The sequence below is a fragment of the Cedecea sp. P7760 genome, from assembly GCF_013386425.1.
Classification (GTDB): Bacteria; Pseudomonadota; Gammaproteobacteria; order Enterobacterales; family Enterobacteriaceae; genus Cedecea; species Cedecea selenatireducens.
Window position 1 is genome coordinate 57,337 of record NZ_JACARU010000025.1, and the last position, 12,200, is coordinate 69,536.

Sequence of the window (12,200 nt, forward strand, 5' to 3'; positions counted from 1 at the left end):
CATGCGCCTTTGAGTGGGGTGTTAAATGGATGAGTTTAAACCAGAAGACGAGCTGAAACCCGATCCAAGCGATCGTCGTCCTGGGCGTTCCCGCAAACCTGACGAGTTCGACAAAGAACCGCAGATCAACGTCGATGACGTCGATCTTGATGCGGACGAACGTCGTCCTTCTCGTTCACGCCGCGAGCGTGAAGAAGAAGTCGAGGAAGAGTACGAAGGTGATGACGGCATGGCCGCAGATCCTCGTCCGGCGCGTGGACGTAAAAAGGCAGCAAAACAGAAAGCGCCTGCTTCTCGTCAGCACATCATGATGGGCGTAGGGATTCTGGTCCTGCTGCTGCTTATCATCGGCATCGGTTCAGCGCTGAAAGCACCTTCATCCACTCCAGATACTGCTGAGCAAAAACCGGGCGCGGAGAAGAACATCGATCTTTCCGGCTCGAATACTGCGACGCCTGCCGATCAGGCAAACGGCGCTCAGCCGCAGCCGGGGAATACCCCAGCTACTGGCCAGCAGAACCCGCAGGATGTTTCCCTGCCGCCTATTTCTTCTACGCCAACCCAGGCACAGACTCAGCCGCAGCCTGAAGGGCAGCAGCGCGTTGAGGTTCCTGGGAACCTGAATAACGCACTGACTCAGCCTCAGCAGCAGGGCCAGATTGACAACGTGGTTAGTAATTCCACGCTGCCGACCGAACCAGCCACTGTAGCACCTATTGCTGGTAGCAAAACCGAGCCGCGCAAGCTGGCAGGTACTCAGGAACCAACCCGTACCGTTGAGTCTCGCCCTGAACGTAAAAAAGCGGTGATTGAGCCTGTACGTAAAGCGGAATCGAAACCGCAGGTAAAAGCGGAAAGCAAGCCGGTTGCAACGGCAAAACACAGCGAACCTGCTCCGGTTGTCTCCACGCCAGTGAAAGCGCCATCAACCAGCGTTGCAACATCCACTCCGGCGCCAAAGGCTACGGCATCCACCACGCCTAAAGCACAACCGCAGGCGGCCGCAAGCACTGGCGGCACGGTTAGCGGTGATGCAAGCGCCATTAAAAGCGCGCCAGGCAGCCACTACACGCTGCAGCTGAGCTCTTCTTCAAACTCAGCAAACCTGAATGCGTGGGCGAAAAAAGAGAACCTGCAACACTATATGGTTTACCAGACCCAGCGTAACGGCCAGCCATGGTACGTGCTGGTGACCGGGGTTTATGCGACGAAAGATGACGCAAAACGCGCGGTTTCAAACCTGCCGGCAGACGTTCAGGCTAAGAACCCGTGGGCAAAACCTATTCATCAGGTGCAGTCTGACCTTAAGTGAAAATAAGCGCAGTCGCTGTCGGAGCCTTTCCACAGCTGGATAAGGTGTAAATAGTAAGGCAGCATGAAAAAAAATCGCGCTTTTCTGAAATGGGCAGGGGGAAAGTTCCCCCTGCTGGACGACATAAAAAAGTATCTGCCGGAAGGCGACTGTCTGATTGAGCCCTTCGTTGGCGCCGGGTCGGTATTTCTCAATACCGATTATCAGCGCTATATCCTCGCGGACATCAACAGCGATCTGATTAACCTCTACGATATCGTCAAAAACCGCGCGGATGAGTACGTGCGGGAATCTCGTTTGCTCTTCACCAAAGAGAAAAACGAAGAGGCGACCTATTACGCCTTCCGCGTCGAATTTAATCAGTGCACCGACAAATTCCGGCGTGCGGTGCTGTTTCTGTATCTTAACCGCCATTGTTACAACGGCCTGTGCCGTTATAATCTGCGCGGTGCATTTAACGTGCCGTTTGGCCGCTACAGCAAGCCTTACTTCCCGGAAGAAGAGCTGTACAACTTTGCCGAACGAGCCAAAAATGCCACTTTTGTCTGCCAGTCATATGACGTCAGCATGGTAAACGTTGCCGCAGGTTCCGTTGTGTATTGCGATCCGCCTTACGCGCCGCTTTCCGCCACCGCCAACTTTACCGCTTATCACACGGACAGTTTCAGCATGGTGCAACAGAAGCATCTGGCGGAGCTGGCTGAAAAACTGCGTGAGCAGAGCATCCCGGTCGTGATTTCCAATCACGATACCGAGCTCACTCGCGAGTGGTACAAGAATGCTACCGATTTCCGTAAGCTGCAGGTAAGGCGCAGCATCAGCCGAAACGGTGGAGAACGTAACAAGGTGGACGAACTTCTGGCGCTTTATAACGTAAAGTTTGCCTGAGCCGTTTCGCCCGCCGCTGAAGATGAATGACTCCTGGAGAAGCGGATGAAACAGTATTTGATTGCCCCCTCAATCCTCTCTGCCGACTTCGCCCGACTGGGCGAGGATACGGCTAAAGCGCTGGCCGCCGGTGGTGACGTCGTCCATTTTGACGTCATGGATAACCACTATGTCCCTAACCTGACGATGGGGCCAATGGTGCTTAAGGCACTGCGCGATTACGGCATCACCGCGCCTATCGATGTCCATCTGATGGTGAAGCCGGTTGACCGTATCATTCCTGACTTCGCCGCTGCGGGCGCCAGCATCATTACTTTCCACCCGGAAGCTTCTGAACATGTCGATCGCTCCCTGCAGCTTATCAAAGAGCACGGCTGCAAAGCGGGTCTGGTGCTGAACCCGGCGACCTCCCTTTCCTGGCTGGATCACGTTATGGATAAGCTGGATGTGATTTTGCTGATGTCCGTCAACCCTGGCTTTGGCGGCCAGTCGTTCATTCCCCACACGCTTGAAAAGCTGCGCCAGGTTCGTGAGCGTATTGATGCATCCGGCTATGATATCCGCCTTGAAGTGGACGGCGGCGTTAAAGCCGACAATATTGCGGAAATCGCCGCTGCGGGCGCAGATATGTTCGTCGCAGGTTCCGCCATTTTCGGCCAGCCTGATTATAAAGCGGTGGTTGACCGCATGCGTTCTGAACTGGCTAAGGTAAGTCATGGATAAGTTTAAAAAAATTCGAGGTGTCGCCTTCGATCTTGACGGCACGCTCATCGACACGGCGCTTGGCCTGAGCCAGGCTGTCGATCTCGCCCTGTACGCGCTTGAACTGCCTGTAGCGGGTGAAGAACGCGTAGTGACCTGGATTGGTAACGGCGCGGATATCATGATGCAGCGGGCGCTTAAGTGGTCGCTGAAAGATAAAGAGCCCGATCTCGCTCAGCTGAATATGGCGCGCAAACTGTTCGATCGCTACTACGCGGAAACGGTTGAAGAAGGGAGCTTTCTGTTCCCGGGCGTGGCCGCAACGCTTGCTGCTCTGAAAGAGAAAGGCCTGCCGCTCGCCGTGGTCACCAACAAACCCACGCCTTTTGTCACGCCGCTGCTGGAAGATCTGGGCATTGCCCAATATTTCCAGACCATCATCGGCGGTGACGATGTGAAAGAGAAAAAGCCGCACCCGGAAGCACTGTACAAAGTTATGGAAACCCTGGGCCTGGCGGCGGACGAGCTGCTTTTTGTTGGCGACTCCCGCAATGATATTCAGGCCGCACAGGCGGCCGGCTGCCCAAGCGTCGGCCTGACCTGGGGTTATAACTATGGCGAAGCGATCGGGCTGAGCAACCCGGACGTTGTGTTCGATCGTTTCGAAGACTTATTGCCCGCTTTCGGGCTACCACCTTTAGCAAATCAGGAAGCAGAAAATGAGTAAGCCCATCGTATTTAGCGGCGCGCAGCCGTCAGGCGAATTAACCATTGGCAACTACATGGGTGCGCTGCGTCAGTGGGTAAACATGCAGGATGATTATCACTGTATTTACTGCATCGTTGATCAGCATGCGATTACCGTTCGTCAGGACCCGACCGCGCTGCGTAAAGCGACGCTGGACACCCTGGCGCTGTATCTGGCCTGCGGCATTGACCCGAAAAAGAGCACCATTTTCGTTCAGTCCCACGTGCCTGAGCACGCGCAGCTGAGCTGGGTGCTGAACTGCTACACCTATTTCGGCGAACTGAGCCGTATGACTCAGTTCAAGGACAAGTCCGCCCGCTACGAAGAAAACATCAACGCCGGTTTGTTCGACTATCCGGTGCTGATGGCGGCAGACATTCTGCTGTATCAGACCAATCAGGTCCCGGTGGGTGAAGACCAGAAGCAGCACCTGGAGCTGAGCCGCGACATTGCAGGCCGCTTTAACGCGCTGTACGGCGACATCTTCAAAGTGCCTGAGCCGTTCATTCCTAAGTCCGGCGCCCGCGTGATGTCCCTGCTTGAGCCGACGAAAAAGATGTCCAAGTCTGACGATAACCGCAATAACGTTATCGGCCTGCTGGAAGACCCGAAATCCGTAGTGAAGAAAATCAAACGCGCGGTGACCGACTCCGAAGAGCCGCCTGTCGTGCGTTACGATGTGAAAGAGAAGGCCGGGGTATCTAACCTGCTGGATATTCTTTCCGGCGTTACAGGCAAAGCGATTCCTGAGCTTGAAGCCAGCTTTGAAGGCAAGATGTATGGTCACCTGAAAGGCGAAGTGGCGGAAGCCGTGTCCGGTATGCTGACCGAGCTTCAGGAGCGCTATCACCGTTACCGCAACGATGAAGCTTTCCTGCAGCAGGTGATGAAAGAGGGCTCAGAAAAAGCGCGAGCTCGCGCCGGTGAGACGCTGAAAAAGGTGTATGAAGCGATCGGTTTTGTCGCTCACCCATAATTTTTCCCTATGAATAACCCGCCGCCTGGCGGGTTATTTCTTTTTTGTGACCCCATTCTCCTTTTGTCATTTTCCCCTTTGCCATCTATATTCAATTTTATGAAGATATATTCATTCAATAAATTGAAGATAACAGATGAGCCGCAGCTTTATTAAAAAAGAGGGCGTAGCCCAATCCAGTCTGGCCCGTTATTTACTGGGTGAGAAATGTGGTAACAGACTGAAAACCATCGATGAGTTAGCCGGTGAGTGCGGTTTTTCCGTAGGCCTGACGCAGGCGGCCTTGAAGACGCTGGAGAAGGCTGGCGCCGTGAGCGTTGAGCGCCGCGGCCGCAACGGTAGCTATCTGTTGAGCATGGATAACAAAGCCCTATTGGCGTTCGCGGATATCGGCAATGTAGTGTGTGCTATGCCGCTGCCGTACACCCGGCTTTATGAAGGGCTTGCCAGCGGCTTAAAGGCGCAGTTTGACGGAATTCCGTTTTACTACGCCCACATGCGAGGGTCTGATGCTCGCGTGGAATGTTTGCTGAATGGGGTTTATGACCTTGCCGTGGTCTCCAGGCTGGCGGCGGACAGCTACCTCAGCAATCCGGGTATTTTTACCGCCCTGGCGCTGGGACCGCATACCTACGTCGGCGAGCATAAGCTGATTTGCCGCGCCGGGCAGCAGGAGAGTATCCGCCGTATCGGCATTGACCCACGTTCTGCGGATCAGCGCATCATGACGGATGTCTACTTTGCCGGCCAGGATGTGGAAATACTCGACGTGTCGTACCACGAATGCCTGAACCGCATTGCGAAAGGCAATATTGATGCGGTGATTTGGAACGTCAGCAACGAGGCCGATCTGACGGCGCTGGGGCTGACGGCGCTGCCGCTCAGCGGCGATCAATGTTTCCTGGCGGCGTCGGAAGCAGTGGTGCTGACGCGAAGCGAAGATATCCCTATCCAGCAGCTGTTGAGAACGGTGGTGGATAAAAATGAACTGCTGGCGCATCAGCAAAGCGTGCTGAGCGGCGAACAGGAACCAAGCTATTGACAGAGGTAATCAGTATGGAAGACCGGCTCAACCTGCTGTGTGAGGCAGGCGTCATCGACCGGGATATTTGCGATGGCATGAAGGCTGTGGTGACGCAGCTGGAAACCCGCTGGGCTATCCCGCTGCAGAACGACCAGGGCGCGATGGCTATTACCCACATGGCTAATGCGCTGATGCGCAGTCGTCGGGGTGAGGAAGTCGGCCCGCTGGATGACGAGCTGCTGGCGGAGATTAAAACCGACAGCGTGTTTGGCGAAGTGGAGCAGGCGCATTATTCGCTGCTGGCTCCGTTCAACGTCAAGCTGCATCCGAACGAAGAAGGTTATCTGCTCGCTAACCTGTTCGGCCTGTGGCTGATTCATAAGAGCTAACGGATTTACCGACAGCGGTTTTTCTCAATCTAAATATTCAAAAAAATGATTATTTAGGCTGGTTTATTTATCAGGTCGCGAGGCAAGGCATGTTTATTGAGGCACTCAAGGCACAGAACCCGGCGTTGATTGATGCGGCCAGAATCCTCTGGCGGCAGGGCGCGGTGCTGCCCGATACCTGGATTATCGATGTCGATCAGGTTCTGGAAAACGGCCGGAAACTGCTCGCGGCCGCGCAGAAACACGGCATCACGCTCTACTTTATGACCAAGCAGCTGGGGCGCAATCCGTGGCTTGCCAACAAACTGGTTGAGCTGGGCTTTAAAGGGGCGGTTGCCGTCGATTTTAAAGAGGCCAGAACGCTGCGTGCTGCAAATGTTCCCGTATCACATGTCGGCCACCTGGTGCAGGTTCCGGTCGCGCAGGTAGAAGAGAGCGTGAGCGGGGCGACGGAAATCATCACGCTGTTTTCACTGGAGAAAGCTCGTGAAGTCTCGGCTGCCGCGCTGGCCAGCGGGCGTGTTCAGGCCGTCATGCTGAAAGTGTTTGCCGAGTACGACCGCCTTTATCCGGGCCAGGAAGCCGGTTTCCCGCTTAACGAGCTGGATGACGTCGTGCGCGAGATCCGGTCGATGACGGGGATTCGGCTGACCGGCCTGACGCATTTCCCCTGCCTGCTTTGGAACGAAGAGCAGCAGCAAACGCAGCCGACCCGCAACCTGATGACGCTGCTGAAAGCGCGTGACCTGCTGCAGGACCAGGGCATTGAGATTGAGCAAATTAATGCCCCATCGGCCTCCAGTTGCAACACGTTACCCATTCTTGCCGAACACGGCGTGACCCACGCGGAACCCGGCCATGCGCTGACCGGCACTATTCCGGCAAACCAGCACGGTGACCAGCCGGAAGCCATTGCCATGCTCTACCTGACGGAAATCTCCCATCAGTTCCAGGGCAAAAGCTACTGCTTCGGTGGCGGATATTATCGTCGTGGCCATGCGCAGAATGCGCTGGTGTTTGACGCCGCCGGTCAATCGGAGTCTGCCCGGCTGCTGCCGCCAGACATCACCAGCATTGATTATCACCTTGCGCTGGAAGGCCGCTATCCCGTCGGTAGCCCAGTGGTGATGTGCTTCCGCACGCAGGTTTTTGTTACCCGCAGCGACGTGGCGCTGGTGTCCGGCATTCAAAGCGGGAATCCGGTACTTGAAGCGCTGTACGACAGCCTTGGTCACCCTATATCGAGAGGTCAGCATGAGTAAGTTTTTGGTGCTGGTGATAGACAGCTTCGGCGTGGGAGCGATGGACGATGTGCCGGCGGTCAGGCCGCAGGATATCGGGGCGAATACCTGCGGGCATATCTTGCAGCATTTTCCTGAACTGCGCTTACCCACGCTTGAGAAGCTGGGGCTGATAAACGCGCTGGGCTTTGCCGCCAACGTTATGCAGGCCAACGCTAATGCCGTCTATGGAACCGCGGCGTTGCAGCATGAAGGCGGCGACACTTTTATGGGCCATCAGGAAATTTTGGGCACAAAACCACAAACTCCATTGCGAATGCCGTTTTCCGACGTTATCGATGACGTTGAGCGAGCGTTAGTGAGTGCGGGCTGGGAGGTTGAACGCAAGGGCGGCGAGCTGCAATTCCTGTGGGTGAACCAGGCCGTGGCCGTGGGCGATAATCTTGAGGCCGATCTCGGGCAGGTGTTTAACATCAGCGCCAATCTCAGCGCGATACCGTTTGAGCAGGTACGCGCCATTGGCGAAGTGGTACGGCGCTGCGTGAAGGTTGGACGGGTGATTGCCTTTGGCGGTTTGCTCGAGAGCAGCGAACAGTTGATCGACGCCGCTGAAGAAAAACAGGGCCTTTATGTCGGCATTAATGCGCCGCGTTCCGGGGTATATAAAAGTGGGTTTCAGGTCGTGCACATGGGCTATGGCGTGGACGCTAGCGTCCAGGCTCCGCTGCAGCTGCATCAGGTCGGGGTTAAAACCGTGCTGGTGGGAAAGGTGGCCGACATCGCGATTAACCCACACGGCATCAGCTACCAGAATCTGGTCGACTCCCAGAGCATCCTCGATATTACCCGGGATGAGCTGAATAAACCCGGCCGCGCGTTTATCTGTACCAACATTCAGGAAACTGACCTGGCGGGCCATGCGGAAGACGTTGCGCGCTACGCCGAGCGACTTGAGCTGGTAGATAAAAACCTGGCTTTGCTGATGGCGGATATGCAGGCGGGAGACTGCCTGGTGGTGATGGCCGACCACGGTAACGATCCGACTATCGGCCACAGCAAGCACACGCGTGAAAACGTCCCTTTGCTGGTGTGGCAGCCCGGCATAACAGGCGCTTATCTGGGCGCACGCGCTACGCTTTCTGATGTAGGCGCAACGGTTTGTGACTTTTTCCGGGCAGCTGCGCCGCAGAACGGTACTTCGTTCCTGCCGCTGCTGAATGTCTCTTCTGCACGTGGAGTGAATCATGACAGGGCATAAGCATATCGATCCATCGGGCTATACCTATGCCCATGAGCATCTTCATATCGATCTTTCCAGCTTCAAGGACAACATCGATTGCCGTCTGGATCAGTACGAGCTGATTTGCGGTGAGATGACGTCACTCTATGAACAGGGCGTACGCAATATCATAGAAATGACCAACCGCTATATGGGGCGTAACCCTCAGTTTATGCTGGATATCATGCGTGATACCGGTATGAACGTGATGGCCTGTACCGGTTATTATCAGCACGATTTCTTCCCGCCGCACGTGGCGACCACGCCGGTGAAAGTGCTGGCGCAGGAGATGATCGATGAAATTGAAATCGGCATCGACGGCACGGCGTTAAAAGCCGGGATTATCGCGGAGATTGGCTCCAGCGTGGATGTGATTACGCCGGTAGAAGCCCGGGTATTTCAGGCGGCGGCCATCGCCCATCATGAGACCGGTCGGCCTATTTCGACCCATACCTCATTCAGCACCATGGGCCTTGAGCAACTGGCGCTCCTGAAGTCCTGGTGCGTGGATCTTTCCCGCGTCACCATCGGCCACTGTGACCTGAAAGATAACCTCGAAAACATCCTGCGGATGATTGACCTGGGCGCCTATGTTCAGTTCGATACCATCGGCAAAAACAGCTATTACCCGGACGAAAAACGCATTGCGATGCTGAGTGCGCTCAAAGAACGCGGCCTGCTCGACCACGTCATGCTGTCGATGGATATTACTCGCCGCTCTCATTTAAAAGCGAACGGCGGGCCTGGTTTTGATTATTTACTTACCACGTTTGTGCCGATGCTGCTGGAGGCCGGTTTCAGCCAGGCAGACATCGATTTGATGTTACGTGACAACCCCTCTGTCTTCTATAAGTAAGGATTTTCCATGAAAAAGATCGGTGTCGCTGGCTTACAGCGCGAACTTATCAAACAAACCATCGAAACCGCCGCACCCGGCAGCTTCGAAGTGTTTATCTATAACGACATGGACGCCGCGCTGAAGGTGAAATCCGGGCAGCTTGATTACTACATTGGGGCCTGTAATACCGGGGCAGGTGCGGCGCTGTCTATCGCCATCGCGGTGATCGGCTACAACCGCAGCTGCACCATCGCCAAGCCCGGTATCAAAGCCAAAGAGGAGCAAATTGCCCGCCTGGTCTCAGAAGGCAAGGTGGCGTTTGGGCTCTCCGTGGAGCATATCGAGCATGCCATCCCGCTGCTGGTTAACCATTTAAAATAAAGGCATCCGTATGGAATTTTACCTTCACCTTGTTGTTGTTGCCTTGCTTACCGGGATGACGGCTTTACTGGCGCACCGCTCAGCGGCGGTGTTTCATGACGGGATCCGACCGATTCTGCCGCAGCTTATCGAAGGCAATATGAATCGCCGCGAGGCGGGCAGTATCGCCTTTGGCCTGAGCATCGGCTTTGTGGCCTCGGTTGGGATCTCTTTTACCCTGAAGACCGGGCTGCTTAACAGCTGGCTGCTGTTCTTGCCGACCGACATCCTCGGCGTGCTGGCGGCCAACAGCGTGCTGGCCTTTGGGCTTGGCGCCGTCTGGGGCGTTCTGATCCTCACCTGCCTGGTGCCGGTGAATCACCTGCTGACCGCGCTGCCGGTAGACGTTCTCGGCTCGCTGGGCGAACTGAGTTCTCCGGTGGTTTCAGCCTTTGCGCTGTTCCCGCTGGTGGCGATTTTCTACCAGTTTGGCTGGAAGAACAGCCTGTTCGCGGCGGTGGTTGTGCTGCTAACCCGCGTGCTGGTGGTGCGTTTCTTCCCGCAGCTGAACCCTGAGTCCATCGAGATTTTCGTCGGTATGGTTATGCTGCTGGCGATTGCGATTTTTCAGGATCTGCGCGCTCGCGATAAGCATGAGCACGATGCTCACGGGCAGTCGGTGTTTGAGGAGCGTACCTCGAGGATCATTAAAAATCTGCCTTATATCGCCATCGTTGGTGGCCTGATCGCCACCGTTGCCAGCATGAAGCTCTTTGCAGGTAGCGAGGTGTCTATCTTTACGCTGGAAAAAGCCTACAAGATTGGCCTCGATCCAACCCAGTCCCAGAGTCTGATAGATCAGGCCGCGCTGGCCGAGTTTATGCGTGGCCTGGGCTTTGTGCCGATGATTGCCACGACGGCGCTGGCGACCGGGGTTTATGCCGTGGCGGGGTTCACCTTTGTTTTTGCCGTAGGCTATCTGATTGCTAACCCGCTGCTCGCTTTTGTGGTCGGGGCGCTGGTGATTTCTGCCGAAGTCCTGCTGCTTCGTTCCATCGGGAAATGGCTGGGGCGTTATCCTTCGGTACGCAACGCCTCTGACAACATCCGTAACGCGATGAACATGCTGATGGAGATGGCGCTGCTGATTGGCTCTATCTTTGCCGCCATCAAGATGGCGGGGTATACCGGCTTCACCATCGCGACGGCGCTGTACTTCCTGAACGAATCGCTGGGCCGCCCGGTGCAGAAAATGGCCGCGCCGGTTGTGGCGGTGATGATAACCGGCATTGTGCTGAATATTCTCTTCTTCTGCGGCCTGTTTATCCCGGCCTAAGGGAGGTTGTGTGGAAAGCTCGCCGTTGCAAAGCCTGAACCTGGCTCAGGCGCAGCAAAAGCAGTTTCGGCTGGTGGATATTATCTGCCGGCATTTTCCCGGCGCTGATTTTCTCAGCCAGGGCGATGTTGGCCTGGTACATGGTCTTAATCAGCCAAAAACCACGCAGCGGGTTGAGTGGGTTCTGGCCGACTTTTTCTCTGCGCCAGCCGCCGCGCTGGTGCAGGGGGCCGGCACAGGGGCTATCCGCAGCGGGCTGGCGGCCTTGTTAAAGGCGGGCGATAAGCTGCTGATTCATCAGGCACCTCTGTACCCTACCACGGCGGTTATTGCCGAACAGATGGGGCTTGATCTAATCAGGGCCGATTTTAATAAACCTGGTGAAGTGGATACCGCTATCGCCACGCATCGTCCGGCTGCGGCTTTGATTCAGCATACCCGCCAGACGCTGGATGATGCCTATCGGCTCGCAGATGTCATTGCCTGCTTTAACCGCCATGGTTTGCCGTCGCTGGCTGATGATAACTATGCGGTGATGAAGGTCGATAAAATCGGCTGCCAATGTGGGGCGACGCTGTCGACCTTCTCCTGCTTTAAGCTGTTTGGCCCTGCTGGCGTGGGCGTGGTTGTCGGCGATAAAGCGGCGGTTCAGGCCGTGCGTCAGAGTATGTATTCCGGCGGTAGCCAGGTTCAGGGATTTCAGGCCATGGAGGTACTGCGCGGTCTGGTCTTCGCCCCGGTGATGCATGCCGTTCAGGCACAGGTTAACGACGACCTGGTTGAGCTTCTGTCGCAGGGGGCTGTGCCCCAGGTTAAAAATGCGTTTATCGCCAACGCGCAGTCAAAGGTCCTGCTGGTCGAGTTTCATCGGCCGATTGCCGAAAAGGTGCTGGCCGCCGCGCAGAAGCTGGGGGCTTTGCCTTATCCGGTGGGCGCAGAATCGAAGTATGAAATCCCGCCGCTCTTTTATCGGCTATCCGGGACGTTCAGGCAGGCTGAACCGGGTCTTGAGAAGCGGATGATTCGCATCAACCCGAACCGCAGCGGCGCAGAAACCGTGCTGAGAATTTTGCGGGAAAGCTGTGCAGAGGCAGAAAAGTAAAAGGG

The 12,200-nt window shown here is 55.8% G+C and carries 13 protein-coding genes; all 13 read left to right on the forward strand.

The annotated features are described in order from the left end of the window. Positions 1-25 precede the first annotated feature (25 nt). The 13 genes from damX to HX778_RS11170 all read left to right on the forward strand — a co-directional run bounded on the left by damX (position 26) and on the right by HX778_RS11170 (position 12,195). A complete protein-coding gene (gene damX / locus HX778_RS11110; RefSeq protein WP_176982002.1) occupies positions 26-1,312 on the forward strand; it encodes a cell division protein DamX in 1,287 nt (428 codons plus the stop codon). A 63-nt stretch (positions 1,313-1,375) separates the two neighbouring features. Then, positions 1,376-2,200, forward strand: a complete 825-nt coding sequence (gene dam / locus HX778_RS11115; RefSeq protein WP_038478091.1) for an adenine-specific DNA-methyltransferase — start codon at positions 1,376-1,378, stop codon at positions 2,198-2,200. A gap of 45 nt (positions 2,201-2,245) precedes the next feature. Continuing rightward, positions 2,246-2,923, forward strand: a complete 678-nt coding sequence (rpe, locus tag HX778_RS11120; RefSeq protein ID WP_039288419.1) for a ribulose-phosphate 3-epimerase — start codon at positions 2,246-2,248, stop codon at positions 2,921-2,923. Continuing rightward, positions 2,916-3,629: a phosphoglycolate phosphatase gene (locus HX778_RS11125; protein ID WP_176982003.1), complete on the forward strand. Its 714-nt coding sequence runs from the start codon at positions 2,916-2,918 to the stop codon at positions 3,627-3,629. The genes rpe and HX778_RS11125 overlap by 8 nt, the downstream gene beginning before the upstream one ends. Further along, positions 3,622-4,626, forward strand: coding sequence for a tryptophan--tRNA ligase (trpS, locus tag HX778_RS11130; RefSeq protein WP_038478100.1), 1,005 nt, complete (start codon positions 3,622-3,624; stop codon positions 4,624-4,626). Before HX778_RS11125 ends, trpS begins: the two co-directional genes overlap by 8 nt. Positions 4,627-4,762: 136 nt before the next feature. After that, positions 4,763-5,668 carry a GntR family transcriptional regulator YhfZ gene (gene yhfZ / locus HX778_RS11135; RefSeq protein ID WP_176982004.1) on the forward strand — a complete coding sequence of 302 codons (906 nt, stop codon included), beginning with the start codon at positions 4,763-4,765 and terminating at the stop codon, positions 5,666-5,668. Positions 5,669-5,682: 14 nt separating this feature from the next. After that, positions 5,683-6,039 (forward strand): hypothetical protein, encoded by a 357-nt coding sequence (locus HX778_RS11140; protein ID WP_038478105.1) that lies wholly within the window; start codon positions 5,683-5,685, stop codon positions 6,037-6,039. 89 nt (positions 6,040-6,128) lie between these two features. Then, the gene (locus tag HX778_RS11145) at positions 6,129-7,301 is read left to right on the forward strand and encodes a YhfX family PLP-dependent enzyme (protein WP_176982005.1); all 1,173 of its coding nucleotides are present in this window, start codon (positions 6,129-6,131) and stop codon (positions 7,299-7,301) included. Continuing rightward, positions 7,294-8,538 carry a phosphopentomutase gene (locus HX778_RS11150; RefSeq protein ID WP_176982006.1) on the forward strand — a complete coding sequence of 415 codons (1,245 nt, stop codon included), beginning with the start codon at positions 7,294-7,296 and terminating at the stop codon, positions 8,536-8,538. The genes HX778_RS11145 and HX778_RS11150 overlap by 8 nt, the downstream gene beginning before the upstream one ends. After that, a complete protein-coding gene (locus HX778_RS11155) occupies positions 8,525-9,415 on the forward strand; it encodes a phosphotriesterase-related protein (RefSeq protein WP_176982007.1) in 891 nt (296 codons plus the stop codon). Before HX778_RS11150 ends, HX778_RS11155 begins: the two co-directional genes overlap by 14 nt. 9 nt (positions 9,416-9,424) lie before the next feature. After that, complete coding sequence (locus HX778_RS11160; RefSeq protein WP_038478118.1) at positions 9,425-9,778, forward strand: DUF2620 domain-containing protein; 354 nt, start codon at positions 9,425-9,427, stop codon at positions 9,776-9,778. A 10-nt stretch (positions 9,779-9,788) separates the two neighbouring features. Continuing rightward, positions 9,789-11,093 carry a YhfT family protein gene (locus HX778_RS11165; RefSeq protein ID WP_176982008.1) on the forward strand — a complete coding sequence of 435 codons (1,305 nt, stop codon included), beginning with the start codon at positions 9,789-9,791 and terminating at the stop codon, positions 11,091-11,093. A gap of 10 nt (positions 11,094-11,103) precedes the next feature. Further along, entirely contained in the window at positions 11,104-12,195 is a 1,092-nt protein-coding gene (locus HX778_RS11170; protein ID WP_176982009.1) for an aminotransferase class V-fold PLP-dependent enzyme, read from the forward strand. Positions 12,196-12,200: the final 5 nt, after the last annotated feature.